Here is a 24250-nt window from a genome sequence, read left to right as displayed (position 1 = left end):
GGGCAGTTCGGGCCGAGCAGCAGGGTCTTCTTGCCGCCCTTGGCTTCCTTTTCCTTCATCTTGTTGCGCACCATCAGCATGTCGCGGACGGGGATGCCTTCGGTGATGCAGATGGCCAGATCGAGGTCGGCTTCGACAGCTTCCCAGATCGCGGCAGCGGCACCGGCGGGCGGCACGTAGATGACGGACACGGTGGCGCCGGTTTCAGCGGCGGCTTCCTTGACCGAAGCGTAGATGGGGATGTTGAAGATCGACTCGCCGGCCTTCTTCGGGTTCACGCCGGCAACGAAGCATTCCTTGCCGTTTGCATACTCCTGGCACTTTTCCGTATGGAACTGACCGGTCTTGCCGGTGATGCCCTGGGTGATGATCTTGGTGTTCTTGTTGATCAGGATAGACATTCGGTGGCTCCTTACTTGACCGCGGCAACGATCTGGGTGGCGGCCTCGGCCATGGAATCGGCAGAGATGATGGGCAGGCCGGAATCCTTGAGGATCTTCTTGCCCAGGTCTTCGTTGGTGCCCTTCATGCGGACGACCAGCGGCACCGACAGATTGACTTCCTTGGCTGCAGCAACCACGCCGGTGGCGATGGTGTCGCACTTCATGATGCCGCCGAAGATGTTGACCAGGATGCCCTTGACCTTGGTGTTCTTGAGCATGATCTTGAAGGCTTCGGTGACCTTCTCGGTCGTGGCACCGCCGCCGACGTCGAGGAAGTTGGCCGGCTCGGCGCCGAACAGCTTGATCGTGTCCATGGTGGCCATGGCCAGACCGGCACCGTTCACCAGGCAGCCGATGTTGCCGTCGAGCGAGATGTAGGCCAGGTCGAACTTGGAAGCTTCGATTTCGTCGGCGTCTTCTTCGTCCAGGTCGCGCATGGCGACGATTTCCGGCTGGCGGAACAGGGCATTGGAGTCGAAATTGAACTTGGCGTCGAGCGCCTTGACGGTACCGTCGGCTTCGTGGATCAGCGGGTTGATTTCAGCCAGCGAAGCGTCGGTTTCCATGTAGCAGGTGTACAGCTTCTTCAGCGTATCGACACACTGCGGAATCGAGGCTTCGTTCATGCCCATGCCCTTGGCCAGGGTCAGCGCCTGCTCGTCGGTCAGGCCGACCAGCGGGTTGATGAAGACCTTGACGATCTTTTCCGGGGTCTTGTGGGCGACTTCTTCGATGTCCATGCCGCCTTCGTACGAGGCCATCATGGCGACCGATTGCGTGGCACGGTCGGTCAGCGCGGCCACATAGTATTCGTGCTGGATGTCGGCGCCTTCTTCGATCAGCAGGTGACGGACCTTCTGGCCTTCCGGACCGGTCTGGTGCGTGATCAGCTGCATACCGAGGATCTGGCTGGCGTACTCACGCACTTTTTCCAGAGAGGTTGCGACCTTGACGCCGCCGCCCTTGCCACGGCCGCCTGCGTGGATCTGCGCCTTGACGACCCAGACCTTGCCGCCCAGGGTTTCAGCTGCCTTGACCGCGTCTTCGACGGTCGTGCAGTGAATCCCGCGCGGAACCGTAACGCCGAATTTCTTCAGGATTTGCTTGCCCTGATATTCGTGAATTTTCATGCGCTTTCCTTGCGTTGAGTTGAGTTGCGAGCTTTGAGCGGCGCCGAACATCCCCCTGGCCCCGCCCGGTTATACTTCTTCGAGCCGAAAATCTTACCACAGCCGCAACAAATTATTGCAGGCCAAAATTCATAATTACGAAGCGCTTTCACTCAGGCGGATGACCTTGACCATCAACGGCAAAAGCAATGCCGCTGCCGCCACCAGCGCAATCACCGCTGCCAGCCAGAAACCGGCAACCCCCAGCGCCGGTTGCCAGCGGTAGCACAGCCAGGCACCGCCGCCCAGGGCGATCCCCCAGAAGCAGAAAGTCTGGATCAGCATCGGCACGAAAGTCACCCGACAGGCTCGCAGCACATGGCCGGCGATGGTCTGCAGGGCATCGAAGAACTGGTAGATCGCGACATAGACGATCAGACTCAGCGCCACCCCGCGCACCGCCGGATCGTCGGTATAGGCCGCCACCAGCGGCTCGGCGGCCAGCCACAGCAGCACCCCGAGCAGCAGGGAGAGCGAGGCCGACAGATACAAGGCAGCGCGCACCGTCACCCGCAGCCGTGCCCAGTCGCGCGCGCCGAGCAACTGACCGACCGCCGCCAGCGTGGCAATCGCCAGCGACAGCGGCAGCATGTAGGCGAGTGCCGACAGGTTGGCGATGATGCGATGACCGGCGACTTCGGTTGCGCCGAGCGAAGCGACGAACAGGGCGACCAGCGTGAATGCCGTGATTTCGACCAGATTGGAAAATCCCATCGGCAGGCCCAGACGCAGCAACTGGCGCCAGACCGGCCAGCGCGGCGCCTGCCAGGCGGCAAACGGTCGATAGCGGCGACCGAGCGAACCGAAATTCAGCCACAGCGCCCCCGTCGTACAGGCCAGCCAGCCAATTACGATGTTCGACAGGGCGCAACCGACAACCCCAAGAGGCTCGCCCAGCCAGCCCTGCAAGGCCAGCCCCCAGGCAAGCACGGCGTGAATGGCCAGTCCCGCCAGCCCGATGCCCATCAACACCCGCGGTCGCCCGAGGGCATTGCAGAAGGCGTAGAAGGTACGATAGAGCAGCGCCGCCGGCAGGCTCCAGGCGAGCAGGCCGAGGTATTCGCGGACTTTGGCATCGACCGCCGCATCCATGGCGAAGAGGTCGAGCACGAAACCGGGATGACGCAGGAAGAGCATGCCGGGCAGACTGAGCAGCAGCGCCAGCCAGAAACCCTGCTGCAGGATGCCGGCCACTTCGTCGCCGCGACGGGCGCCGTGCAGATGCGCGACCAGCGGCGCCACCGCCTGAACCACGCCGACCAGGGCGAACACCAGCGAAATATGGATGCCGCCGCCGATGGCGACCGCCGCAAGGTCGGCCGGGCTGACGTGGCCGAGTACCGCCGTGTCGACGACCATCATGCCGATCGACGCAAGCTGGGCAACGAGAATGGGAAAGGCGTGGCCGATCAGGCCACGCATTGCGCTCAGCACGGACAGACGATCAGACGATGCGGGCGCGCAATCCGGGCAGGCCGTCGACGCCGCCTTCGAGCAGGTCGCCGCGTAACAGCGGCCCGACCCCGGCCGGCGTGCCGGTGTAGATCAGGTCGCCGGCCTCCAGACGCACCAGCGTCGACAGGTTGGCGATGATGTCCTCGACTTTCCAGCCCATCTGATCGAGATCGCCCTGCTGGCGCAACTCACCGTTGACCTTGAGCCAGATCGCGCCGGCGCGCGGATGACCGGCAGTAGCCAGCGGCGCCAGCGGCCCGCAGACCGCCGACTGGTCAAAACCCTTGCCCATGTCCCAGGGATGGCCCTTTTCCTTGGCCCAGGCCTGGATGTCGCGTCGCGTCAGATCGAGCCCGACCGCGTAGCCGAAAACCAGGCCGGCCGCCACCTCGACCGGCACATCGGCACCGCCGGCGCCGAGCGCGACGACCATCTCGACCTCGTGGTGCAGGTTGGCAGTCGCCGGCGGATAACTCACGGCCAGCTCGTCGGCACCGCAGATCAGCGCATCGGCCGGCTTAGTAAAGAAAAACGGGGGTTCCAGCCCGTCAGCCTGAGCCGTCGCGCCCATTTCCCGCGCATGCTCGGCGTAATTGCGGCCGACACAAAAAATCCGGCGAACCGGGAAAAAGGCATCGCTGTCAAAAACCGGCAACGCCACCGGCAAACGGGGGGGAATGACGTAATGCATGAAATGACCCTGGCATGTTTCGACAAATGTGCAATACTTCGCCCATTGCACCCCGTCATGTTATCCCGATTCGCTCCGTGAAGCCCAGCCTGCCGCTCCTGCTCTGCCTGTTGATGGCATCGCCCGCCGCGCTTGCCGCCGGACTCGGCGAGCTGACCGTGCATTCGCGGATCGGCGAGCCCCTGCACGCGGAAGTCGCCATCATCGCCCGGGCGGATGAAAAGCTGGAGGCCGTCTGCTTCGGCCTGTCGCGGATCAAGGATGCCGAGTTGCCGGTGATCGCCAATGCCCGCCTGCAACTAGAACAGGGCAGCCAGGGCACACGCCTGCGCATCACGGCGGCCGAGCCCCTGCATGAACCCCTGGCCACCCTACGCTTGCGGGCCGGTTGCGGCGTCGAACTGCAACGAGACTACTTCGTCATGCCCTCCCCCCCGGACACCCGGCAAACCGAATCCAGGATCGCCAGCGGCGCAGCCCCAACGACCGCACCGGCGGTTGCCAGCGAGCCGCCACGGCCACGCAGCGCCGCTCCCGCAGCGAAGCCCCGTCCGGCACCCCGGCCGCCGCCCGAAGCACGCGGCGACCGGCTGGTTCTCGGCAACTCGCCGATGCAACTCGATTACAACCTGCCGCCATCGCTCAGCGCCGAAACCGAAGCCCGCATGCTGCGCATGGAAACCAGCCTGAGCCGGCTCAACGAAAGCCTGCAAAAGCTCGAAGCGGCGATGGCCATCGGCGGCGAGATCAAGGCGGCCGAGCAGGAACTGCAGCTGGCCATTGCCCTCCAGCAACCGCCCGCCGCCGGACCACTGGCAGAAGAAAAGGCCTCTGCCGGCAGCGCCTGGCAAAAATGGCTCGAACTGCTCGGCGGCGCACTGCTCGGCGGCATCCTGAGCGCACTGGTGCTGCAGCAACTGAGTCGCCTCAGACCGGATTATCGAGGTCGATGAAACTGCATTCCAGAGCAAAACGCGCCTGCAGGTGGGCAGCCAGTGCCTTGACCCCGTAACGCTCGGTGGCATGATGGCCGGCGGCGACATAGGCGACGCCACTTTCCTCGGCCAGATGCACGGTCTGTTCCGAGATTTCGCCGGACAGGTAAAGATCGACGCCGAGGGCGATGGCCTGCTCGAAATAGCCCTGCGCGCCGCCGGAACACCAGGCGACGCGCCGGATCGTGCGCGCCGGATCGCCGATCACCAGGGCTTGCCGCCCCAGCGCCGCATTGATCCCGGCAGTCACCTCGGCCAGCGTGCCCGGCGCCGGCAGGCGACCGACCCAGCCGATTTCCTGCTCACCGAAGCGTCCTTCCGGCAGCCAGCCGAACAGTTGCGCCAATTGCGCGTTGTTGCCCAGTTCCGGGTGTGCATCGAGCGGCAGATGGTAGGCCAGCAGGCTGATTCCGTTGCCGAGCAGGGTCGCCAGACGCTTGCGGCGCATGCCGGTGATGCACCCGTCCTCACCCTTCCAGAAATAGCCGTGATGAACCAGAACGGCCTGGGCGCCCCGCTCGACCGCCAGGTCGAGCAGTTTCTGGCTGGCCGTGACCCCGGCAACGATACGCGTCACTTCGCCACAACCTTCCACTTGCAGACCGTTTGGGCAATAATCCCGGTACTTCGGCGCTTGCAGCAATTCATCGAGATACAGCGTCAGTTCATCAAGTTTCATCGTCACGGACTCACATGCACAGGTTGTGGCTGATTTTTGCACAAACGGTCACCGTTGCGCTGGCCGTCGTCTTCACGGTTTCGACACTGAAGCCGGAATGGCTGCCGCGCGGCCAGCGCATCATCGCGCTGCAGGAAGCCGCACCGGTTGCCGATGGTGGCCAGCGAGCCGTGGCGTCTTATCGTGATGCCGCCCGCTCCTCGCTGCCCGCCGTGGTGCACATCTACACCACGCAGCAGGTCCGTCAGCAACGCCATCCGCTGTTCGACGATCCGATCTTCCGCCACTTCTTCGGCGAACGCCCCGAGGGCCAGAACCGGCGCAACTCCGGGCTCGGTTCGGGCGTCATTGTCAGCCAGAACGGCTACATCCTGACCAATTTCCACGTCATCGAAGGCGCCGACGACATCCAGGTCGCCCTCAACGACGGCAAGACCTACAAGGCACGCATCGTCGGCACCGATCCGGAATCCGACCTCGCCGTTCTGCGCATCGACGCCAGCGGCCTGCCGGCGATCACCTTCGGCCAGATGGACAACCTGAACGTCGGCGATGTCGTGCTCGCCATCGGCAATCCCTTCGGCGTCGGCCAGACGGTGACCATGGGCATCGTCTCGGCACTGGGCCGCTCGCACCTGGGGATCAACACCTTCGAGAACTTCATCCAGACCGACGCCGCCATCAACCCCGGCAACTCCGGCGGCGCCCTGGTCGATGCCCAAGGCAACCTGGTCGGCATCAACACCGCGATCTATTCCCGCACCGGCGGCAACCACGGCATCGGCTTCGCCATTCCGGTATCGAGTGCGCGCAGCATCATGGAACAGATCATCGAAAGCGGCTCGGTGACCCGCGGCTGGATCGGTGTCGAAGCCCAGGAAATCACCGAGGAACTGGCCGAATCCTTCGGCCTGCCGGATACCGACGGCGCCCTGATCGCCGGCGTCGTGCGCGGCAGCCCGGCCGATCGCGCCGGCGTCCGCCCGGGCGACGTGCTGCTCTCGGTCAATGGCAAGGCCGTCACCGACCCGCAGGTCATGCTCGATCTGATCGCCGAACTCAAGCCGGAAGAAAAAGCCGCCTTCCGCCTGCGCCGCGACCGCAGCATCCTCGAACTGCAGGTCCGGATCGGCAAGCGTCCGCCGCTACGCACCGAGGAATAATCCCCATGTGCCAGCTACTGGGCATGAACTGCAACGTGCCCACGGACATCTGTTTTTCCTTCTCCGGCTTCCAGGCACGCGGCGGCGCGACTGACGTGCATTCGGACGGCTGGGGCATCGCCTTTTTCGAGGGCCGCGGCACGCGCGTCTTCCTCGACCCGCAGCCCTCGGCCAGCTCGCCGGTGGCCGAACTGGTCAGCCGCTATCCGATCCGCTCGATGAATGTCATCGCGCACATCCGCAAGGCCACGCAGGGAACGGTTGCGCTGGAAAACACGCATCCCTTCATGCGCGAACTGTGGGGCCGGTACTGGATCTTTGCACATAACGGCAACCTGATCGATTTCCAGCCGACACTCGACGGCAGCTTCATGCCGGTCGGCAACACCGACAGCGAGCGCGCCTTCTGCTGGCTGCTGCAGGAATTCCGCCGTCGTTTCGGTGAGGTCATGCCATCGGTCGACGCCTTGTTCGCGGCGCTGCACGAGCTCACCTTGCAGGTTGCGGGGCATGGTGAATTCAACTTCCTGCTGTCCAACGGGGACTGCCTGTTCGCCCATGCCTCGACGCGACTCAGCTACATCGTTCGCCAGGCACCGTTTGCCGAAGCGCACCTGAAAGACCAGGACCTGACCGTCGATTTCCGTGAAGTGACCGGCGCCCGGGACCGGGTCGCGGTGATCGCCACCCTGCCGCTGACCGACAACGAGCAATGGACGACGATGCCGGCCGGAACACTGTGGCGCTTCATCGACGGCGCGCCGGCGGGCCTGCTGGCAACCCGTCCGGGACCGCCACGCGATTAGGATTTCCCGTCGAGTTTGCGGAAATCGGCTTCGGCCTTGTCCAGCTCGGCGTCTAGGTCAATATCGGCGGCAGCGGACTGGGCTGTGCTGGCGGCGGCGGCAGCCGCATCGGCATCGGCGCGGGTCGTGGTTTTCGATACCAGGGTCGCCGCCAGGATACCCAGTTCGTAGAGCAGACACATCGGAACTGCCAGTGCCAGCTGCGAGACAACGTCGGGCGGCGTGACCACGGCAGCCACGACAAAGGCGCCGACGATGAAATAGGAACGCCATTCGCGCAGCTTCTCGACCTTGACCACGCCCAGCTTGACCAGCACGACGAGCGCCACCGGCACCTCGAAGGACAGGCCGAAGGCCATGAACATGGTCATCACGAAGGACAGGTAGGCTTCGATATCCGGCGCCGGGGTAATGCTCTTGGGCGCGAAACTGGCGATGAAGTGGAAGACCTGGCCGAAGACGAAGAAGTAACAGAAGGCCATGCCCAGCACGAACAGCACCGTGCTCGAGATGATCAGCGGAATGCCCAGGCGGCGCTCGTGAGCGTACAAACCGGGCGCAACGAAACCCCAGGCCTGAAACAGCACATAGGGCAGGGCAAGCACGAAGGCCACCATGGCGGTTACCTTGAGCGGCACCATGAACGGCGTGACGACGCCGATGGCGACCATCTTGGTCCCCTCGGGCAAGGCACTGGTCAGCGGCGCTGCCAGCAGGTCGTAAATCGCCCCCGGCCCGGGATAAAGGGCCAGTCCGCCCATCACCACGGCGATGGCGATCAGGCTGCGCAATACCCGGTCGCGCAATTCGATCAGGTGAGAGACAAAGGTTTCCTGCTGCTCGGTCTCGCTCATGCCTTGCCGCCATCCTTTTCCGGTGCTGCCGGCGTCGCGACGGGATTCGCCTGGCCGGCGACCGTAGCGACATCTTGTTCGATCTTGCGGGCGTTCGCTTCGAGATCGGCGATTGCATCCTGGACCGGCGTTGCGAAGGTCGTGCGGACGGAATCGTATTCCTTGCGCACCGTATCTTCCAGCGAACGGGCCGAGTCGGCGACCTGCGCCTGCAGTTTCTTCAACTCGTCGAGCTGCATTTCGCGATTGATGTCGGACTTGACGTCATTGACGTAACGCTGGGCACGACCGAGCAAATGGCCGAGCGTGCGCGCCACCTTGGGCAGGCGTTCAGGACCGATGACCAGCAGCGCAACGATGCCGATCACCATCAACTCGGAAAAACCGATATCGAACATGGATTTTTTTCATGATCGGGCAGACAAGCGCCTGCCCGGATTATCAGGACTTGGTCTTTTCCTGGACCTCAACGTCGATGGTCTGGCCGCCGACCTGCTGGGTCGGCTGGGCGCCTTCGGCCGGTTTGTCGGCGTTGGCGTCCTTCATGCCGTCCTTGAAGCCCTTGACCGCACCGCCGAGATCCTGACCGACGTTGCGCAGCTTCTTGGTGCCGAACACGAGCAGGACGATGACCAGAACGATCAGCCAGTGCCAGATGGAAAAAGTACCCATGATGATGTCTCCTTAAATTCGCTTGAGCATGGGGCCGACCGGGTCGGGTCCGCCCACGATGTGCATGTGCAGATGGGGCACTTCCTGCTGCCCGATCTCGCCAGTGTTGATGATGACACGGAAGCCGCCGGGGCTACCCTGGGCAACTGCAATTTCATTGGCCTTGACCAGCATGTGCCCGAGCACTTCCGCATCCTCCGGAGCGACCGTCGCCAGCGAGGTGATGTGCTTCTTCGGCACCACCAGAATGTGCACCGGACGCGCCGGATGGATATCCTTGAAAGCCAGCACCTTATCGTCCTCGTAGACCTTCTGCGACGGAATGGTTCCGGCGACGATCTTGCAGAACAGGCAGTCGCTCACTTGCCGGCGCTCCGCGAGGCCTTCTCGTCGATGCCGGAAATCCCTTCGCGGCGGCGCATTTCCTGCGACACGTCCTCAATCGACAGACCGTAGAAAGCGAGCAGGACCAGGATGTGATAGACGACATCGGTCGACTCGCGGACGATGTTCAGACGCTTGCCGTCCTTGCCGGCCATGATCAGTTCGGCGCATTCCTCGCCGATCTTCTTAAGAATGGAATCGGGGCCTTCCGAGAACAGCTTGGCGGTATAGGACTTCTCCGGATCAGCGTGGCGACGCGAGGCCAGCGTCTCGGACAAGCGGTGCAGGATGTCGTGCGTGCTCATTGGTAGATGTCCTTCGGATCTTTCAAAACCGGATCGACGGGAACCCAGCGTTCCCCTTGCAACTCATTGAAAAAACAACTCGCCCGGCCGGTATGGCAGGCGATGCCGCCGACCTGTTCGACCGTCAGCAGCAGCACGTCGCCGTCGCAATCGGTACGGATGGCGCTGACCTTCTGCCAGTGCCCCGATTCCTCGCCTTTGCGCCACAAACGTGCCCGCGAACGCGACCAGTATACCGCGTTGCCGCTGCGCACCGTTTCCTGCAGCGACTCGCGGTTCATGTAGGCGAACATCACGATACGCCCGGCGGCATCCTGGGCAATCGCCGGGATCATGCCGTCGGCGTCCCATTTGAGCGCGTCGAGCCAGCCGAGGGCGTGATCGAGATCGGCCATTACAGTCGCACTTCGATCCCGCGCGCGGCCATGTACTCCTTGGCCTGGCGCACCGTGTATTCGCCGAAATGGAAGATGGATGCAGCCAGCACCGCATCGGCGCGGCCTTCGGAAACGCCGTCGGCCAGATGCTGCAGGTTGCCGACGCCGCCCGAGGCAATCACCGGAATCCCGACCGCGTCGGATACGCCGCGCGTCAGCGGCAGATCGAAACCGTTCTTGGTGCCGTCGCGGTCCATGCTGGTCAGCAGGATTTCGCCGGCCCCCAGCGCCTCGACCTTCTTCGCCCATTCGATAGCGTCGAGTCCGGTATCGTTGCGGCCGCCGTGCGTGAACACATGCCACTTGCCCGGTGCGACCTGCTTGGCGTCGATGGCGACGACGATGCACTGCGAACCGACCTTGCTCGATGCGTCGAAGACCAGGTCCGGATTCTGCACTGCGGCGGTATTCATCGACACTTTGTCGGCACCGGCGTTGAGCAGGCGACGTACGTCTTCTACCTTGCGCACACCACCACCGACGGTGAGCGGAATGAAGACCTGCTCGGCGCAGGCTTCGACGATGTGCAGGATGATGTCGCGCTGATCGGAGGAGGCCGTGATGTCGAGGAAGGTGACTTCGTCGGCGCCCTGCTCGTTGTAGCGGCGGGCGATTTCAATCGGATCGCCGGCATCGCGCAGGCCGACGAAATTGGTGCCCTTGACGACCCGGCCAGCGGTGACATCGAGACAGGGGATGATGCGTTTGGCGAGCATCAGGCGCCCAGCTCGTCGGCGAGTTCCTGCGCCGCCTTGAAATCGAGCGAACCGTCGTACACGGCGCGACCGGCGATGGTGCCGACGACGCCTTCGCCCTCGACCGCGCACAGGGCGCGGATGTCGTCGAGGTTGGACAGGCCGCCTGAAGCAATCACCGGAATGGTCAGCGCCTGAGCCAGACGCACGGTGGCTTCGATGTTCAGGCCGGAAAGCATGCCGTCACGACCGATATCGGTGTAGATGATCGACTCGACGCCGTAGTCCTCGTATTTCTTGCCGAGATCGACGACGTCGTGACCGGTCAGTTTCGACCAGCCGTCGGTCGCCACCTTGCCGTCCTTGGCGTCGAGGCCGACGATGATGTGTCCGGGGAAGGCAACGCAGGCGTCGTGCAGGAAGCCCGGATTCTTCACCGCCGCAGTGCCGATGATGACGTAGGACAGGCCGCCGTCGAGACAAGCTTCGATGGTGTCGAGATCGCGGATGCCGCCGCCGAGCTGGACCGGAATGTCGTCACCGACCTCGGCCAGGATGGCCTTGATCGCAGCGGCATTCTTCGGCTTGCCGGCAAAGGCACCGTTCAAGTCGACTAGATGCAGGCGGCGCGCGCCTTGATCCAGCCAGTGCCGGGCCTGTTCGGCCGGGCTGTCGGAGAAAATGGTGGCCTCTTCCATCAGGCCCTGCTTGAGGCGGACACATTGTCCGTCCTTCAGGTCAATTGCGGGAATGATCAGCATGGGGGAATCAACGGGAAAATTTACGACAGACGCGAATCAGGGGCGCCACTCGACAAAATTCTTCAGGAGTTGCAGGCCGTCGCGAGCGCTTTTCTCGGGATGGAACTGGACCGCAAAGATATTATCCCGGCCCACCGCACAGGTAAAGGGCACACCGTAGTCGGTCGTGCCGACAGTCAGCGCCGGATCGATCGTCTGCACGCAGTAGCTATGCACGAAATAGAAGCGCGAGCCGTCGGCAATCCCCGACCACAGGGCGTGCGGCGCCTGCCGGACTTCGTTCCAGCCCATGTGCGGGACCTTCAGGCGAGCGCCGCTGGCATCGACCATCTGCGCCTCGGGAAAGCGCCGGACGACACCGGGAAAAACACCGAGACCGGCAACATCGCCCTCTTCGCTGCGTTCGAACAACATCTGTTCGCCGACGCAGATACCGAGAAAGGGTTTGTTCTTTGCCGCCGCCAGCACGGCTTCCCGCAGATTGCGGGCATCGAGTTCGCGCATGCAGTCGGGCATCGCCCCCTGGCCGGGAAAGACCACCCGATCGGCAGCGGCGACCACCGCCGGATCGGCGGTGACGACCACGGCTTCGCTGCCGGCGACATGCTCCAGCGCCTTCGACACCGAGCGCAGATTGCCCATGCCGTAATCGATGACGGCGATGGTCACAGCGTTCCCTTCGTCGACGGCATGCAACCGGCCATGCGCGGATCCGGCGTCACCGCCATGCGCAGCGCCCGGCCGAAGGCCTTGAAGATGGTCTCGGCCTGGTGATGGGCATTCTTGCCGCGCAGGTTGTCGATGTGCAGCGTCATCCCGGCATGGTTGACCAGGCCGTGGAAGAATTCGGAGACCAGGTCGACATCGAACTGGCCGATCATCGCCCGGGTGAATTCGCAATTGAGCTCCAGCCCCGGCCGCCCCGACAGGTCGATGACCACGCGCGACAGCGCTTCGTCCAGCGGCACGTAGCTGTGGCCGTAACGGGTCAGCCCCTTCTTGTCGCCCCAGGCCTTGGCCAGCGCCTGACCGAAGGTGATGCCGATATCCTCGACCGTGTGATGGGCGTCGATGTGCAGATCGCCCTTGGCGTCGACATCGAGGTCGATCAAGCCGTGCCGGGCAATCTGGTCGAGCATGTGGTCGAGGAAGGGAACGCCGGTGGCGAACCGGCCCTGGCCGGTACCATCAAGATTCACCTTGATGGTGATCTGGGTCTCCAGGGTATTGCGGGTAACTTCGGCTTGTCGCATGGACTTGGCGGAAAAACGTTGAAACGGAGGGCCATGATACCATTTCGTCTTACTTTTACGCCTACCGTGAAAACCCGATGAGCCGCTTCTGGAGCCAGGTCGTCCGCGACCTCACCCCCTACGTGCCGGGCGAACAGCCCAAGATCGCTAATCTGATCAAGCTGAACACCAACGAGCACCCCTGTCCGCCCTCCCCCCGGGTGGTCGCCGCCATAAAGGCCGAGCTCGGCGACGACGGTGCCCGCCTGCGCCTTTACCCGGACCCCAACGCCGACCTGCTGAAGAACGCCATTGCCCGGCATCACGGCGTGAAGCCCGGCGAAGTCTTCGTCGGCAACGGCTCCGACGAAGTCCTGGCGCACATCTTCATGGCACTGCTCAAGCACGATGCGCCGATTCTCTTCCCGGACATCACCTACAGCTTCTACCCGGTCTATTGCGGCCTCTACGGCGTCGCGCACCGCACCGTGCCGCTGGCCGCCGATTTCTCCATCGACCCGGCCGACTACTGCGGCGTCGCCAACGGCGGCATCCTGATTGCCAACCCGAACGCCCCGACCGGTCGCCTGCTGCCGCTTGCCGCCATCGAGCGCATCGTTCGCGCCAACCCGGATTCGGTCGTGGTCGTTGATGAGGCCTACGTCGACTTCGGCGGCACCAGCGCCATCCCGCTGACCCAGCAATATGACAACCTGCTGGTCGTGCACACCTTGTCCAAATCGCGCTCGCTGGCCGGTTTGCGGGTCGGCTTCGCGGTCGGCCACCCGGACCTGATCGAAGCGCTGGAGCGGGTCAAGAACAGCTTCAATTCCTACCCGCTGGACCGCCTGGCGATCGTCGGTGCCGTTGCCGCGATTGAGGACGAAGACTACTTCCGTCAATGCTGCGCCACGGTGATCGCCACCCGCGAGGCGCTGACCGCCGATCTCGCCGGACAAGGCTTCGAGGTGCTGCCGTCGGCCGCCAATTTCATCTTCGCCCGTCATCCCGGTCGCGACGCCGCCGAACTGGCCAAGGCGCTGCGTGAACGCAACATCATCGTCCGCCACTTCAAGCTGCCGCGCATCGACCAGTACCTGCGCATCACCATCGGCAGCGATGCCGACTGTCAGGCACTGAGCGCGGCGCTGCGCGAAATCCTCGGTTGAGTCGGCGACGGCCTCAAACGAGGCCGAGCAAACCGAGCAAGGCGCCGACGCCGATGAACCACAGCGGATGCAGTCCGGTCTTCAGGTTGGCCAGCACCGTGGCCGCCAGCAGCAGCCACGCGGCCAGCCCCAGACCGGCCGCCTGACTGATCAGCGTCGCCCCGGAAAACACCAGGCCGACCGCCAGCGGCGCCACGCCGATGCTGATCGCCCGCTGCCAGCGCTTGCCGGCGAAGCTTTCCCAGCGGTCGATCAGCAGGTAGATGAGCACGCTCATCGGCAGGCACATCGCCAGCGTTGCAGCCAGCGCCCCGCCCAGGCCGGCGACGTGCCAGCCGATCAGGGTCACCACCAGCACGTTCGGGCCCGGCGCGGCCTGGGCGATGGCGTACAAATGAGTGAAGGTCGTGTCGTCCAGCCACTGGTGATTTTCGACGACGACGCGGTGCATCTCAGGCAACAGCGCGGTCGCGCCACCAAAGGCGACGAAGGACAGGATCGCGAATTCGCGGAACAGGTCGACGATCAGGCTCATCGCCGCCCCAACCGCCAGTAGGCCAGACCGCCGGAGAGCAACAGACCGGCCAGCATCACCCACAGCATCGGCCAGCGCAGCCAGGCAATCCCGAAGACAACGAGCGCGGCAAAAGGCAGGAAAGCCGCCTTGTCACGGATCGCCATGCCCATGCGCCAGGCCATGGCGAACAACAGACCGGCGCCGACGGCAGCCACGCCGCGCAGCATCGACTGGGCGACCGGCAGACTGCCGTAAGCATCGTAGAGCATGGCCAGCAGCAGGACGATGGCAATCGGCCCGGCCAGCAGGCCGACCGGCGCGACGATGGCCCCCGCCAGTCCGCGGTAACGCTTGCCAACCAGCACCGCCAGATTGACCACATTCGGCCCCGGCAGGAACTGGCAGAGCCCGAGCTGGGCGTTGAATTCCTCGGCGGTCATCCAGCCGCGCTGGTCGACCAGCATGCGCCGGGCAAAGGGCAGCACGCCGCCGAAACCGGACAGGCCGACCGACGAAAAGCCCAAAAAAAGCGCCCGGAGATCCGGGCGCACTTGATTCGGCTGATGCTGGTTCATGAAAGCTCAGTCTTCCAGCCGGAATTCCGCCGATTTCGCATGTGCCGGCAGGCCCTCGCCGTGCGCCAGCGTAGACGCGACCCGGCCCAGCGTCTGCGCGCCGGCCTTCGACACCTTGATCAGGCTGGTCCGCTTCTGGAAATCGTAGACCCCGAGCGGCGACGAGAAACGTGCCGAGCCTGAGGTCGGCAGCACGTGGTTCGGCCCGGCACAGTAATCGCCGAGCGATTCCGAGGTGTAGTGGCCGATGAAGATGGCGCCGGCGTGGTGAATCTTTTCCACCCACGGATCGGGATTGTCGAGGGCCAGTTCAAGGTGCTCGGGCGCGACGCGGTTGGCGATGGCGATTGCCTCGTCCATGTCGCGAACCTGGATGAAGGCGCCGCGATTGGTCAACGAGGTACGGATCGTCTCCTGGCGCGGCATCGTCGGCAGCAGCTTGTCGATGCTGACCTGGACGCGTTCGATGAAAGCGGCGTCCGGGCAGATCAGGATGGATTGCGCCAGTTCGTCGTGCTCGGCCTGCGAGAACAGGTCCATCGCCACCCAGTCGGGATTGCCCGAGCCGTCCGAGACAACCAGGATTTCGGACGGACCGGCGACCATGTCGATGCCGACGATGCCGAACACGCGGCGCTTGGCCGTCGCTACGTAGGCGTTGCCCGGACCGACGATCTTGTCCACCTGCGGCACGCTCTCTGTACCGTAGGCCAGCGCCCCGACCGCCTGCGCGCCGCCGATGGTGAACACGCGATCGACACCGGCCAGGCAGGCCGCCGCCAGCACCAGCTGGTTGTGTTCGCCGCCCGGCGTCGGCACGACCATGATCAGTTCCTTGACGCCGGCGACCTTGGCCGGAATCGCGTTCATCAGCACCGACGACGGATAGGCCGCCTTGCCGCCCGGCACATAGAGGCCTACGCGGTCGAGCGGGGTGATCATCTGGCCGAGCAGAGTGCCGTCGGCTTCGGTATAGGACCAGCCGTCGAGCTTCTGCTTCTCGTGGTAGGCACGCACACGCTGGGCGGCGACTTCGAGGGCAGCACGACGGTCGGCCGGCAAACCGGCCAGGGCCTTTTCGAGCTCGTCGGGTGACAGTTCGAGATCGGCCATCGAAACAGCCGTCAGCCGGTCGAAACGGTTGCTGTAATCGACCACGGCAGCATCGCCACGGGCCTTGACGTCGGCGAGGATGCCGGCGACGGTACGCTCGATGCCCTCATCCGCCGCTGCCTCGAAGGCGAGCAGTTCCTTCAGCCTGGCCGCGAAATCGGCGTCGACCGTGGACAGGCGCTTGATCGCGACAGTCATTTACTTCTCCACCGCCTGGGCAAAGGCATCGATGATCGGTTGCAGGGTCTCGCGCTTGACCTTGAGTGCCGCCTGATTGACGACCAGGCGCGAGGAAATGTCCATGATGTGCTCGCAGGCGACCAGCTTGTTGGCCTTCAGCGTGCCGCCGGTCGACACCAGATCGACGATGGCGTCGGCCAGGCCGGCCAGCGGCGCCAGTTCCATCGAACCGTAGAGCTTGATCAGGTCGACGTGCACACCCTTGGCGGCGAAATGTTCGCGCGCCGTCTTGATGTACTTGGATGCCACCTTGAGGCGGTTGCCTTGGCGCACGGCGTTCTGGTAATCGAAACCTTCGGGGATGGCGACCATCATCCGGCACTTGGCGATCTTCAGATCGAGCGGTGCGTAAAGGCCTTCACCGCCGTGCTCGATCAGCACATCCTTGCCGGCCACGCCGATATCGGCCGCGCCGTACTGGACATAGGTCGGCACGTCGGTGGCGCGAACGATGACGACGCGCACGTCCGGCTGATTGGTCTCGATGATCAGCTTGCGCGAGGTTTCCGGATTCTCGGCCGGCACGATGCCGGCTGCGGCCAGCAGCGGAAGGGTTTCGTCGAAGATGCGGCCCTTGGACAGGGCAATAGTGATACCGGTCACGGGGAGTGTCTCGTGGGTAAAGCGGTGATTTTACCGCAAAGCAGCATGGCCGCCGAAATCGCCGCCAATGGCGGCGACCCAAAAGCAAAAAGCCCGGCAAGCCGGGCTTTTCGATACAGGCGTATCCGGTAGCTTATTCAGCCGGGCGGATGTTGGCAGCCTGCTTGCCCTTCGGGCCATTGACGACGTCGAAGGTCACCTTCTGGTTTTCGGCCAGGGTCTTGAAACCGTTGCCTTGAATTGCAGAGAAGTGAGCGAAGAGGTCTTCACCACCTTCGGACGGAGAGATGAAACCAAAACCCTTGGAGTCGTTGAACCACTTGACGGTACCAGTTGCCATGAATAGCTTCCTTGGAAAATATTAAAAAAATCGAGAATCAAGACCGAGGAGCTGACAAACCGAAACCGGTGCAGGAACAACACACTGCCTGGAAATCCCGTGTCGATGAGTATGGGGCAGACACAGAATAAAGCAAAGCATTTTTCAGACTTTTTTCAAGCTCCGGCAAAAAAATCCCGGGTTTCATGCCAAAAACAACATCAACGGACCCGTTCGACGCTGGCACCAAGCGCCGCCAGCTTCTGCTCGATGCGCTCGTAGCCGCGATCCAGGTGGTAAATGCGATCGATCAGGGTCTCGCCGCTGGCCACCAGGCCGGCAATGATCAGCGACGCCGAAGCCCGCAGGTCGGTGGCCATGACCGTTGCCCCCTCAAGGCGATCGACCCCGCGAACGATCGCGTTGTTGCCTTCGATCTGGATGTTGGCGCCAAGGCGCATCAGTTCGCTGACGTGCATGAAACGGTTTTCGAAAATCGTCTCGCGGATCGTCGCCACCCCGTCGGCAACACAGTTCATGGCCATGAACTGCGCCTGCATGTCGGTCGGGAACGCCGGATACGGCGCCGTGCGCAGGCTGACCGATTTCAGCTTGGCCGGTGCCGTCAGGCGGATCGCGTCGCGTTCGACGACGATTTCGCAACCGGCATCCATCAGCTTGTCGACGACGGAATCGAGGTAGGCGGCCGACGTCCGGGTCAGGCGGATGTCGCCGCCGGTCACTGCGGCCGCGCACAGGTAGGTACCGGTCTCGATGCGGTCGGGCATGATCGAATGGCGGGCACCGTGCAGTTTTTCCACGCCCTGGATGCGGATGATGTCGGTGCCGGCGCCGGAAATCCGGGCGCCCATCGCCACCAGGCAGTTGGCCAGGTCAACGACTTCGGGTTCGCGGGCGGCGTTCTCGATGATCGTCTCGCCGTCGGCCAGGCAGGCCGCCATCATCAGGTTTTCGGTACCGGTGACGGTGACCATGTCGGTACAGATGCGCGCCCCCTTCAGACGGCTGGCGCGGGCATGCACATAGCCCTGCTCGACAGTGACTTCGGCACCCATCGCCTGCAGCCCCTTGATATGCTGATCGACCGGGCGGGCGCCGATGGCGCAACCGCCGGGCAGCGACACGCGGGCTTCGCCACAGCGGGCAACCAGCGGACCGAGCACCAGAATGGAGGCACGCATGGTCTTGACCATCTCGTAGGAAGCCACCGGGTTGTTCAGACCGCTGCCGTCAAGCGTCAGCCCGTCGCCCCCCTCGTGGCGCACGCCGATGCCCATGTCGCCGAGCAGGCGCAGCATGGTCGAGATGTCGTTGAGTTGCGGCACATTGCCCAATTCGAGCGGATCGGCCGAGAGCAGCGAGGCACAGAGAATCGGCAGCGCCGCGTTCTTGGCCCCGGACATGGCGACTTCGCCCTTGAGGACGCTACCGCCCCGGATCAACAGTTTATCCACGCTGGGCACTCCATTCTTCGGGGGTCAGGGTCTTGAAAGACAGGGCGTGCAGTTCGCCGGTCGCCAGTTTTTCCTTGAGCGTCTGATAGACGCGCTGCTGGCGCTGGACGCGATTCTTGCCGGCAAATTCGGCACTGACGACGAGGGCTTCGAAATGCTGCCCGTCGCCGTCGAGTTCGAGGTGATCGCAGGCCATGCCGGCGAGGATGAGTTGCTTGATCTGGTCGGGATGCATGCGGATTCAGGTTCTCAGTTTCCAGCCCCGCTTGAGCAGGGCCAGGGTCAACAGGCTGGTCAGGGCAAAACAGCTGGCCACCACGGCCAGACTGTGCACCGGCGACACGTCCGAAACGCCGAAAAAGCCGTAACGGAAGCCGTCGATCATGTAAAAGACAGGATTGTAATGGGACAGTTGTTGCCAGAATGGCGGCAAAGTGTAAATCGAGTAGAAGACACCGGAGAGCATAGTCAGCGGCATGATCAAAAAGTTCTGGAAAGCGGCCAGCTGGTCGAATTTCTCGACCCAGATACCGGCAATCATCCCCAGCGCGCCAAACAGGGCACCGCTGAGCACGGCAAAGAGCAGCACCCAGCCGGGCGCCACCACCTGCAGATCGACGAACCACACCGTGACCAGCAATACGCCGACACCGACCATGATCCCGCGCAGCATGGCGGCCAGCACGTAGGCGATGAAAAAGCTGCTGTACGGCAAGGGCGGCAGCAGGACAAAGACGATGGAACCGGTGATCTTGGCCTGGATCAGGCTGGACGAGGAATTGGCGAAGGCGTTCTGCAGCACCTGCATCATCACCAGCCCGGGAATCAGGAAACTGGTGTAGCCGATGCCATGCACCCGCACATGATCCTCCAGCACATGACCGAAGATCATCAGGTAGAGCATGGCCGTCAGCACCGGCGCGGCCACGGTCTGGAAGGCGACCTTCCAGAAACGCAGCACTTCCTTGTAGAACAGGGTCCAGAAACCGATCATCGCTGCATCGTCCGCAGGAAAACCTCTTCCAGCGACGCCCCGGGGTGCGCAGCCATCAGGTTGGCGGTACTGTCGAGGGCCAGCAACTGCCCCTGCTTCATCAGCGCGATGCGGTTGCAGAGGGCTTCCGCCTCTTCGAGGTAATGCGTGGTCAGGATGATGGTGTGCCCTTCGCCGTTGAGCCGACGAACAAATTGCCACAGACCCTGGCGCAACTCGACATCGACGCCGGCCGTCGGCTCGTCGAGGACGATCACCGGCGGCTTGTGCACCAGCGCCTGGGCAACCAGCACACGGCGCTTCATGCCACCGGAGAGACGGCGCATGTTGGCGTCGGCCTTGCCGGTCAGGTCGAGGTGATGCAGGATTTCGTCGATCCAGTCGTCATTGCGACGGATGCCGAAGTAACCGGACTGGATGCGCAGGGTTTCGCGCACACTGAAGAACGGATCGAAGACCAGCTCCTGCGGCACCACGCCGAGCAGACGGCGGGCCTGGCGAAAATCGCGGACGACATCGTGGCCGAGCACCCGGATACTGCCCGAATCCAGGCGCGCCAAGCCGGCCAGACAGGATATCAACGTCGTCTTGCCGGCCCCGTTCGGCCCGAGCAGACCGAAGAATTCACCTTGCCGAATTTCCAGGGAAAGGCCGTCCAGCGCCCTCAGCGAGCCAAAGGTCTTGACGACATCGACGATGGAAACGGCGGGGATCATGAGCGGCCGTCAGGCCAGGGGCAGAAGGTCGGAAACACCGTAGAGTTCAGCCAGCGAAGCCACCCCGGCCGGCACGCCGGCAAAGCGGATCAGCGCACCGGTCAGCGCACCATGGCGCAACCAGCCGAGCATGACTGCCACCGCTGAGGAATCGGCGTCGCCGACCCCCGACAGATCGATGACCTGCTCACCCGGGACAATCAAGGCACGCCCCCGCTCGAGCAGCTCCCGCGCCTGATCGGTCGTCATCGCACAACCGACGCAGAGCCGGCCGTTTACGCTTTCAATCATCAACGAGCAGTCCGGTTGTTGGCAGCAACTTCCAGCGACTTGTTCTTGGCCGCCAGGCTGGCGATCAAACCGTCGATACCACCGTCGCGGACTTCACGGGCAAACTGCTCGCGATAGTTGGTCACCAGGCTGATGCCGGCAACGACGACATCGAAAACCTTCCACTGACCATCGGCCAGCTCCAGCCAGTAATCGATCTGCACCGGCTGGGCGCCGGGCTGGACAACCTCGGAGCGGACCACGGCTTCCGTTTCACCGTCACGCATGCGGAAGGGACGGAAAACAATGCGCTGGTTGCTGTAACTGGTCAGTGCGTTGGCGTAGGTGCGCACCAGCAGCATCTTGAACTCCGACTGCAAGCGGGTTTTCTGGGCGGCACTTGCGCTACGCCAGTCACGCCCCACCGCCAGCGAGGTCATGCGCTGGAAATTGAAATGCGGCAATACCTTGGCATCGACCAGCGCGACAATCTTCTGGATATCGCCGTTACGAATATCCTTGTCCTGGCGGACGATATCCAGGACTTCGCCCGAAACGCGCTTGACCAGGGCATCCGGCGCCTCGGTGGCATGCGCGGAAAAGGACAGCAGGGCAGCAAGAAAAATGGCGGAGAGGTGCTTGATCATGGTCATTCCGTCGACGTCAGTCATCCATCCTTGGCGGGCGGCCATCGTGGATCAGGTTATTGCGCCGCTGCAGGTAAGCGTCGCGAATGTAGGCATACTTGTCGAGTGCCGCCTCGTCGATGATCTTGTCGGCCGGCAGGAGGCCGGCACGGATATCGACAAAACGAACCACCGAGGTTCCCAGACGAACCGATGCCGGACTGATATGGGATACCGGATCGGCGAAGGAGTCGACTGCCCAACCCGCCAAGTCACGACTGGTCCGCGGCCCGATCACCGGCAGGAACAGGTAGGGGCCATCATTGACACCCCAGACGGCAAGCGTCTGACCGAAGTCTTCGTTGAAGCGCTCCAGGCCCATTTCGCTGGCGACATCGAACAGGCCGAAAATGCCGACGGTTGAATTGATGAACAACCGGGCAAAACCGGTGCCGGCGTCGCGGGGCTTGCCCTGCATGGCACTGTTTGCCCCGATCCAGAGTTCGCCGACATTGCCGAAGAAGTTGCCGACACTGGCTTTGACCGGCAGCGGAACACCGGCATCGTATGCCTGGGCGACCGGACGCGCAGCATATTTATCCAGCGCTTCATTCACGGAGTACATGGTGCGATTGAAGCCCTCGTACGGATCGCGCGGATTGTCCTGCGCGCCCGCCTGCCCCGTCACGACCAGCGCCCCCCCGAGCGCCAGCAGACTTACCAGCCGCCGAATCGAACTCCCTGTCAGTTTTGTCATTTGCTATCCTGTCCTTCAGCTGCCTTGTTGAAGAGGAATTGGCTAATCAATTTTTCCAGAACCACGGCCGATTGGGTCATCCTGACCATCTCGCCCGCTTGCAACATCTTGTCGTCACCGCCGACATCGAACCCGATGTACTGCTCACCCAGCAAGCCGGCCGTGTAAATCGAGGCGAAAGTATCCCGCGGGAAACGGTAGCGCCCGTCAATATTCATGGTCACGACAGCCTGATAGGTCTCGGGATCGAAACGGATGTCGGCAATCCGTCCGACGAGTACGCCGGCACTGCGTACCGGGCCTCGCACTTTCAGGCCGCCGATGTTATCAAACCTGGCTTGCAGCACATAGGTTTCGGACAGGTGCGCCGCAGAAAGATTGCCGACCTTGAGCGCCAAAAACAACACTGCGGCCAGGCCGAGTGCAACGAAGAAGCCGACCCACAGGTCGAGAACGGTACGGTTCATGAATTACCTCGGAACATGAACGAAGTGAGAATGAAATCCAGCGCCAGTATGGTCATCGCCGACGTTACCACAGTACGCGTGATGGCCCGCGACACGCCCTCGGCAGTCGGCGTCGAGTCGTAGCCTTCGAATACGGCAATCAACGACACGGCAAAACCGAACACCACGCTCTTGATGACGCCGTTCATGATGTCGTAGCGAAAATCGACGCTCGACTGCATCTGCGACCAGAATGCGCCGTCATCGACGCCGATGAAGACGACGCCGATCAGCCAGCCGCCGAACACCCCCATGGCCGAGAACATCGCCGCCAGCAGCGGCATCGAGATGACCCCACCCCAGAACCGCGGCGCCACCACCCGGGCAATCGGATTGACCGCCATCATGTCCATCGCCTTCAACTGCTCGGTCGTCTTCATCAGGCCGATCTCGGCGGTGATCGACGAACCGGCGCGCGAAGCGAAGAGCAGGCCGGCAACCACCGGCCCAAGCTCGCGCACCAGCGAGAGTGCGACCAGGATGCCCAGCGCCTCGGTCGAACCATAGCGCTGCAGCGTTTCGTACCCCTGCAAGCCCAGAACCAGACCGACGAACAATCCAGAAACGAGGATGATCAACAGGGACAGGACGCCGCTGAAGTAGATTTCGCGCAGCGTCAGCGGCAGCCGGCGGAAGGCCGTTCCCGAATGCAGCAGGATGGCGAAAAAGAAACGCGTGGCAAAACCCAGTCGCCAGATACGATCAACGACCGAACTGCCGAGACGGCGCACCAATTCAAGCGGCCCTGGCATGCGCCCCTCCCGGCAAGAAATCCTGGAGCACAGAGGGCGCCGGATAATCGAAATGCACCGGGCCGTCCGGCTCGGCATGGACGAACTGATGCACGAAAGGATCGGTGGACGCGCGAATTTCGTCCGGCGTCCCCTGGGCGACAACCTTGCCGCCGTTCAGGAAATAGATGTAATCGACGATCAGCAAGGACTCCTGGATATCGTGCGTGACCATGATCGAGGTTGCGCCCAGTGCATCGTTCAGCGTCCGGATCAGGCGCCCGATCACGCCCAGCGCAATCGGATCAAGGCCGGTGAACGGCTCGTCGTACATGATCAGCATGGGATCCAGGGCAACAGCCCGGGCCAGAGCCACACGCCGTGCCATGCCGCCCGACAGCGATCCCGGCATCAGAGCGTGGGCACCGCGCAGACCGACCGCTTCGAGTTTCATCAGCACCAGGTCGCGAATCATTTCTTCGGACAGGTCGGTGTGCTCACGCAACGGGAAAGCCACGTTATCGAACACCGACAGGTCGGTGAACAGCGCGCCGAACTGGAAGAGCATTCCCATCCGGCGGCGCAGCCGATACAACTCGGCCTCCGACATCTTGCAGACCTGATGGTTCTCCAGGCGAACGCTACCGCCGGTTGGCTTCAACTGCCCCCCGATACAACGCAGCAAGGTGGTCTTGCCACATCCCGACCCCCCCATGATGGCAACCACCTTGCCACGCGGAATCTGCATGTTGATTCCTTGCAGCACCGGGCGCCCGTCATATTGAAAGTGCAGGTCCTGGATATCGACCAGTATGTCGTCCGTCAACGCCGATTCCCTGAAAAAAAGACAGTCCGCATTCTATCAGAACTGTCTATCGTCATTTCGCCTAAGACAGGC

32 protein-coding genes and 2 pseudogenes are annotated in these 24250 nt (G+C 63.1%); 4 read left to right on the top strand and 30 right to left on the bottom strand.

Annotated features, from left to right (window positions below; all coding sequences use genetic code 11):
- From Q0799_RS12030 to Q0799_RS12015, 4 genes and pseudogenes are all read right to left on the bottom strand, one after another.
- A pseudogene (locus Q0799_RS12030) lies at nt 1–401 on the bottom strand (succinate--CoA ligase subunit alpha); the annotation flags it as partial.
- 11 nt (nt 402–412) lie between these two features.
- On the bottom strand, nt 413–1573 hold the full coding sequence (gene sucC / locus Q0799_RS12025; protein ID WP_298398634.1) for an ADP-forming succinate--CoA ligase subunit beta: 1161 nt from the start codon (nt 1571–1573) through the stop codon (nt 413–415).
- Nucleotides 1574–1708: 135 nt separating this feature from the next.
- A complete protein-coding gene (locus tag Q0799_RS12020; protein ID WP_298398632.1) occupies nt 1709–3034 on the bottom strand; it encodes an MATE family efflux transporter in 1326 nt (441 codons plus the stop codon).
- Between the two features lie 22 nt (nt 3035–3056).
- Nucleotides 3057–3758 (bottom strand): fumarylacetoacetate hydrolase family protein, encoded by a 702-nt coding sequence (locus Q0799_RS12015; protein ID WP_298398630.1) that lies wholly within the window; start codon nt 3756–3758, stop codon nt 3057–3059.
- 77 nt (nt 3759–3835) lie between these two features.
- Between Q0799_RS12015 and Q0799_RS12010 the strand changes: the two genes are divergently transcribed.
- Nucleotides 3836–4711, top strand: coding sequence for a hypothetical protein (locus Q0799_RS12010; protein ID WP_298398628.1), 876 nt, complete (start codon nt 3836–3838; stop codon nt 4709–4711).
- Here the strand turns inward: Q0799_RS12010 and Q0799_RS12005 are convergent.
- Nucleotides 4686–5432 carry a Nif3-like dinuclear metal center hexameric protein gene (locus Q0799_RS12005; protein ID WP_298398627.1) on the bottom strand — a complete coding sequence of 249 codons (747 nt, stop codon included), beginning with the start codon at nt 5430–5432 and terminating at the stop codon, nt 4686–4688. The two genes, Q0799_RS12010 and Q0799_RS12005, sit on opposite strands and share 26 nt — an antisense overlap.
- A 14-nt stretch (nt 5433–5446) precedes the next feature.
- Between Q0799_RS12005 and Q0799_RS12000 the strand changes: the two genes are divergently transcribed.
- Both Q0799_RS12000 and Q0799_RS11995 read left to right on the top strand, forming a co-directional pair.
- Complete coding sequence (locus Q0799_RS12000; RefSeq protein WP_298398625.1) at nt 5447–6595, top strand: Do family serine endopeptidase; 1149 nt, start codon at nt 5447–5449, stop codon at nt 6593–6595.
- A gap of 5 nt (nt 6596–6600) precedes the next feature.
- Nucleotides 6601–7401: a class II glutamine amidotransferase gene (locus tag Q0799_RS11995; protein WP_298398623.1), complete on the top strand. Its 801-nt coding sequence runs from the start codon at nt 6601–6603 to the stop codon at nt 7399–7401.
- On the opposite strand, the gene tatC is transcribed toward Q0799_RS11995, so the two are convergent.
- The 10 genes from tatC to hisB are packed head-to-tail and all read right to left on the bottom strand — an operon-like array spanning nt 7398 to nt 12762.
- Complete coding sequence (gene tatC / locus Q0799_RS11990; RefSeq protein WP_298398621.1) at nt 7398–8255, bottom strand: twin-arginine translocase subunit TatC; 858 nt, start codon at nt 8253–8255, stop codon at nt 7398–7400. The genes Q0799_RS11995 and tatC overlap by 4 nt on opposite strands.
- Nucleotides 8252–8653, bottom strand: a complete 402-nt coding sequence (tatB, locus tag Q0799_RS11985) for a Sec-independent protein translocase protein TatB (RefSeq protein WP_298398619.1) — start codon at nt 8651–8653, stop codon at nt 8252–8254. The genes tatC and tatB overlap by 4 nt, the downstream gene beginning before the upstream one ends.
- A gap of 43 nt (nt 8654–8696) precedes the next feature.
- Nucleotides 8697–8927, bottom strand: coding sequence for a Sec-independent protein translocase subunit TatA (gene tatA, locus Q0799_RS11980; RefSeq protein ID WP_298398617.1), 231 nt, complete (start codon nt 8925–8927; stop codon nt 8697–8699).
- A gap of 12 nt (nt 8928–8939) precedes the next feature.
- On the bottom strand, nt 8940–9290 hold the full coding sequence (locus Q0799_RS11975; protein WP_298398614.1) for a histidine triad nucleotide-binding protein: 351 nt from the start codon (nt 9288–9290) through the stop codon (nt 8940–8942).
- Complete coding sequence (locus Q0799_RS11970; RefSeq protein WP_298398612.1) at nt 9287–9616, bottom strand: phosphoribosyl-ATP diphosphatase; 330 nt, start codon at nt 9614–9616, stop codon at nt 9287–9289. The genes Q0799_RS11975 and Q0799_RS11970 overlap by 4 nt, the downstream gene beginning before the upstream one ends.
- The gene (gene hisI / locus Q0799_RS11965; protein ID WP_298398611.1) at nt 9613–10011 is read right to left on the bottom strand and encodes a phosphoribosyl-AMP cyclohydrolase; all 399 of its coding nucleotides are present in this window, start codon (nt 10009–10011) and stop codon (nt 9613–9615) included. The genes Q0799_RS11970 and hisI overlap by 4 nt, the downstream gene beginning before the upstream one ends.
- Nucleotides 10011–10772, bottom strand: coding sequence for an imidazole glycerol phosphate synthase subunit HisF (gene hisF, locus Q0799_RS11960; protein ID WP_342663999.1), 762 nt, complete (start codon nt 10770–10772; stop codon nt 10011–10013). Before hisF ends, hisI begins: the two co-directional genes overlap by 1 nt.
- Nucleotides 10769–11509, bottom strand: coding sequence for a 1-(5-phosphoribosyl)-5-[(5-phosphoribosylamino)methylideneamino]imidazole-4-carboxamide isomerase (gene hisA / locus Q0799_RS11955; RefSeq protein WP_028994440.1), 741 nt, complete (start codon nt 11507–11509; stop codon nt 10769–10771). Before hisA ends, hisF begins: the two co-directional genes overlap by 4 nt.
- Before the next feature lie 36 nt (nt 11510–11545).
- Nucleotides 11546–12178, bottom strand: coding sequence for an imidazole glycerol phosphate synthase subunit HisH (hisH, locus tag Q0799_RS11950; protein ID WP_298398606.1), 633 nt, complete (start codon nt 12176–12178; stop codon nt 11546–11548).
- The gene (gene hisB / locus Q0799_RS11945; RefSeq protein WP_028994438.1) at nt 12175–12762 is read right to left on the bottom strand and encodes an imidazoleglycerol-phosphate dehydratase HisB; all 588 of its coding nucleotides are present in this window, start codon (nt 12760–12762) and stop codon (nt 12175–12177) included. The genes hisH and hisB overlap by 4 nt, the downstream gene beginning before the upstream one ends.
- A 77-nt stretch (nt 12763–12839) precedes the next feature.
- Here hisB and hisC point away from each other — a divergent pair, with 77 nt between their 5' ends.
- Nucleotides 12840–13910 (top strand): histidinol-phosphate transaminase, encoded by a 1071-nt coding sequence (gene hisC / locus Q0799_RS11940; protein ID WP_298398602.1) that lies wholly within the window; start codon nt 12840–12842, stop codon nt 13908–13910.
- Nucleotides 13911–13923: 13 nt separating this feature from the next.
- On the opposite strand, the gene Q0799_RS11935 is transcribed toward hisC, so the two are convergent.
- The 15 genes and pseudogenes from Q0799_RS11935 to Q0799_RS11865 all read right to left on the bottom strand — a co-directional run bounded on the left by Q0799_RS11935 (nt 13924) and on the right by Q0799_RS11865 (nt 24178).
- Nucleotides 13924–14445, bottom strand: coding sequence for a chromate transporter (locus Q0799_RS11935; protein WP_298398600.1), 522 nt, complete (start codon nt 14443–14445; stop codon nt 13924–13926).
- A complete protein-coding gene (locus Q0799_RS11930; protein ID WP_298398598.1) occupies nt 14442–15002 on the bottom strand; it encodes a chromate transporter in 561 nt (186 codons plus the stop codon). Before Q0799_RS11930 ends, Q0799_RS11935 begins: the two co-directional genes overlap by 4 nt.
- A 6-nt stretch (nt 15003–15008) precedes the next feature.
- A complete protein-coding gene (hisD, locus tag Q0799_RS11925) occupies nt 15009–16313 on the bottom strand; it encodes a histidinol dehydrogenase (RefSeq protein ID WP_298398597.1) in 1305 nt (434 codons plus the stop codon).
- The gene (gene hisG, locus Q0799_RS11920; RefSeq protein ID WP_028994433.1) at nt 16314–16958 is read right to left on the bottom strand and encodes an ATP phosphoribosyltransferase; all 645 of its coding nucleotides are present in this window, start codon (nt 16956–16958) and stop codon (nt 16314–16316) included.
- Nucleotides 16959–17091: 133 nt separating this feature from the next.
- Nucleotides 17092–17298: a cold-shock protein gene (locus Q0799_RS11915; RefSeq protein WP_028994432.1), complete on the bottom strand. Its 207-nt coding sequence runs from the start codon at nt 17296–17298 to the stop codon at nt 17092–17094.
- A gap of 200 nt (nt 17299–17498) precedes the next feature.
- Nucleotides 17499–18752 (bottom strand): UDP-N-acetylglucosamine 1-carboxyvinyltransferase, encoded by a 1254-nt coding sequence (murA, locus tag Q0799_RS11910; protein WP_298398591.1) that lies wholly within the window; start codon nt 18750–18752, stop codon nt 17499–17501.
- Nucleotides 18745–18987 (bottom strand): BolA family protein, encoded by a 243-nt coding sequence (locus tag Q0799_RS11905; RefSeq protein ID WP_028994430.1) that lies wholly within the window; start codon nt 18985–18987, stop codon nt 18745–18747. Before Q0799_RS11905 ends, murA begins: the two co-directional genes overlap by 8 nt.
- 6 nt (nt 18988–18993) lie before the next feature.
- Nucleotides 18994–19746 carry an ABC transporter permease gene (locus Q0799_RS11900; protein WP_298398588.1) on the bottom strand — a complete coding sequence of 251 codons (753 nt, stop codon included), beginning with the start codon at nt 19744–19746 and terminating at the stop codon, nt 18994–18996.
- A 53-nt stretch (nt 19747–19799) separates the two neighbouring features.
- Nucleotides 19800–20462 (bottom strand): annotated as a pseudogene (locus Q0799_RS11895) (ABC transporter ATP-binding protein); the annotation flags it as partial.
- 9 nt (nt 20463–20471) lie between these two features.
- Nucleotides 20472–20753, bottom strand: coding sequence for an STAS domain-containing protein (locus Q0799_RS11890; protein WP_298398587.1), 282 nt, complete (start codon nt 20751–20753; stop codon nt 20472–20474).
- A complete protein-coding gene (locus Q0799_RS11885) occupies nt 20753–21379 on the bottom strand; it encodes a phospholipid-binding protein MlaC (protein WP_298398585.1) in 627 nt (208 codons plus the stop codon). Before Q0799_RS11885 ends, Q0799_RS11890 begins: the two co-directional genes overlap by 1 nt.
- A gap of 16 nt (nt 21380–21395) precedes the next feature.
- Entirely contained in the window at nt 21396–22115 is a 720-nt protein-coding gene (locus tag Q0799_RS11880) for a VacJ family lipoprotein (protein ID WP_298398583.1), read from the bottom strand.
- Entirely contained in the window at nt 22112–22582 is a 471-nt protein-coding gene (gene mlaD, locus Q0799_RS11875) for an outer membrane lipid asymmetry maintenance protein MlaD (RefSeq protein ID WP_298398581.1), read from the bottom strand. The genes Q0799_RS11880 and mlaD overlap by 4 nt, the downstream gene beginning before the upstream one ends.
- Entirely contained in the window at nt 22579–23373 is a 795-nt protein-coding gene (gene mlaE, locus Q0799_RS11870; protein ID WP_298398579.1) for a lipid asymmetry maintenance ABC transporter permease subunit MlaE, read from the bottom strand. The genes mlaD and mlaE overlap by 4 nt, the downstream gene beginning before the upstream one ends.
- On the bottom strand, nt 23357–24178 hold the full coding sequence (locus tag Q0799_RS11865) for an ABC transporter ATP-binding protein (protein WP_298398577.1): 822 nt from the start codon (nt 24176–24178) through the stop codon (nt 23357–23359). Before Q0799_RS11865 ends, mlaE begins: the two co-directional genes overlap by 17 nt.
- Nucleotides 24179–24250 lie beyond the last annotated feature (72 nt).

The organism is uncultured Azonexus sp. (assembly GCF_937982035.1).
Lineage (GTDB): Bacteria > Pseudomonadota > Gammaproteobacteria > Burkholderiales > Rhodocyclaceae > Azonexus.
The sequence above is the reverse complement of the archived record's forward strand: the minus strand, read 5'-3'. Positions and strand labels throughout refer to the sequence as shown.

Bases quoted from the DNA above. Each gene is read 5' to 3' on its own strand.
- Q0799_RS11935 (WP_298398600.1), bottom strand. From the start codon at position 14,445: ATGAGCCTGATCGTCGACCTGTTCCGCGAATTCGCGATCCTGTCCTTC.
- hisC (WP_298398602.1), top strand. From the start codon at position 12,840: ATGAGCCGCTTCTGGAGCCAGGTCGTCCGCGACCTCACCCCCTACGTG.
- tatA (WP_298398617.1), bottom strand. From the start codon at position 8,927: ATGGGTACTTTTTCCATCTGGCACTGGCTGATCGTTCTGGTCATCGTC.
- tatC (WP_298398621.1), bottom strand. From the start codon at position 8,255: ATGAGCGAGACCGAGCAGCAGGAAACCTTTGTCTCTCACCTGATCGAA.
- tatB (WP_298398619.1), bottom strand. From the start codon at position 8,653: ATGTTCGATATCGGTTTTTCCGAGTTGATGGTGATCGGCATCGTTGCG.
- Q0799_RS11900 (WP_298398588.1), bottom strand. From the start codon at position 19,746: ATGATCGGTTTCTGGACCCTGTTCTACAAGGAAGTGCTGCGTTTCTGG.
- Q0799_RS12005 (WP_298398627.1), bottom strand. From the start codon at position 5,432: ATGAAACTTGATGAACTGACGCTGTATCTCGATGAATTGCTGCAAGCG.
- Q0799_RS12015 (WP_298398630.1), bottom strand. From the start codon at position 3,758: ATGCATTACGTCATTCCCCCCCGTTTGCCGGTGGCGTTGCCGGTTTTT.
- mlaD (WP_298398581.1), bottom strand. From the start codon at position 22,582: ATGAACCGTACCGTTCTCGACCTGTGGGTCGGCTTCTTCGTTGCACTC.
- Q0799_RS11915 (WP_028994432.1), bottom strand. From the start codon at position 17,298: ATGGCAACTGGTACCGTCAAGTGGTTCAACGACTCCAAGGGTTTTGGT.
- Q0799_RS12020 (WP_298398632.1), bottom strand. From the start codon at position 3,034: ATGCGTGGCCTGATCGGCCACGCCTTTCCCATTCTCGTTGCCCAGCTT.
- hisA (WP_028994440.1), bottom strand. From the start codon at position 11,509: ATGCTGATCATTCCCGCAATTGACCTGAAGGACGGACAATGTGTCCGC.
- Q0799_RS11880 (WP_298398583.1), bottom strand. From the start codon at position 22,115: ATGACAAAACTGACAGGGAGTTCGATTCGGCGGCTGGTAAGTCTGCTG.
- Q0799_RS11885 (WP_298398585.1), bottom strand. From the start codon at position 21,379: ATGATCAAGCACCTCTCCGCCATTTTTCTTGCTGCCCTGCTGTCCTTT.
- Q0799_RS11995 (WP_298398623.1), top strand. From the start codon at position 6,601: ATGTGCCAGCTACTGGGCATGAACTGCAACGTGCCCACGGACATCTGT.
- sucC (WP_298398634.1), bottom strand. From the start codon at position 1,573: ATGAAAATTCACGAATATCAGGGCAAGCAAATCCTGAAGAAATTCGGC.
- Q0799_RS11930 (WP_298398598.1), bottom strand. From the start codon at position 15,002: ATGAACCAGCATCAGCCGAATCAAGTGCGCCCGGATCTCCGGGCGCTT.
- mlaE (WP_298398579.1), bottom strand. From the start codon at position 23,373: ATGCCAGGGCCGCTTGAATTGGTGCGCCGTCTCGGCAGTTCGGTCGTT.
- hisB (WP_028994438.1), bottom strand. From the start codon at position 12,762: ATGCGACAAGCCGAAGTTACCCGCAATACCCTGGAGACCCAGATCACC.
- Q0799_RS11890 (WP_298398587.1), bottom strand. From the start codon at position 20,753: ATGATTGAAAGCGTAAACGGCCGGCTCTGCGTCGGTTGTGCGATGACG.
- Q0799_RS11905 (WP_028994430.1), bottom strand. From the start codon at position 18,987: ATGCATCCCGACCAGATCAAGCAACTCATCCTCGCCGGCATGGCCTGC.
- hisD (WP_298398597.1), bottom strand. From the start codon at position 16,313: ATGACTGTCGCGATCAAGCGCCTGTCCACGGTCGACGCCGATTTCGCG.
- Q0799_RS11970 (WP_298398612.1), bottom strand. From the start codon at position 9,616: ATGAGCACGCACGACATCCTGCACCGCTTGTCCGAGACGCTGGCCTCG.
- hisI (WP_298398611.1), bottom strand. From the start codon at position 10,011: ATGGCCGATCTCGATCACGCCCTCGGCTGGCTCGACGCGCTCAAATGG.
- Q0799_RS12000 (WP_298398625.1), top strand. From the start codon at position 5,447: ATGCACAGGTTGTGGCTGATTTTTGCACAAACGGTCACCGTTGCGCTG.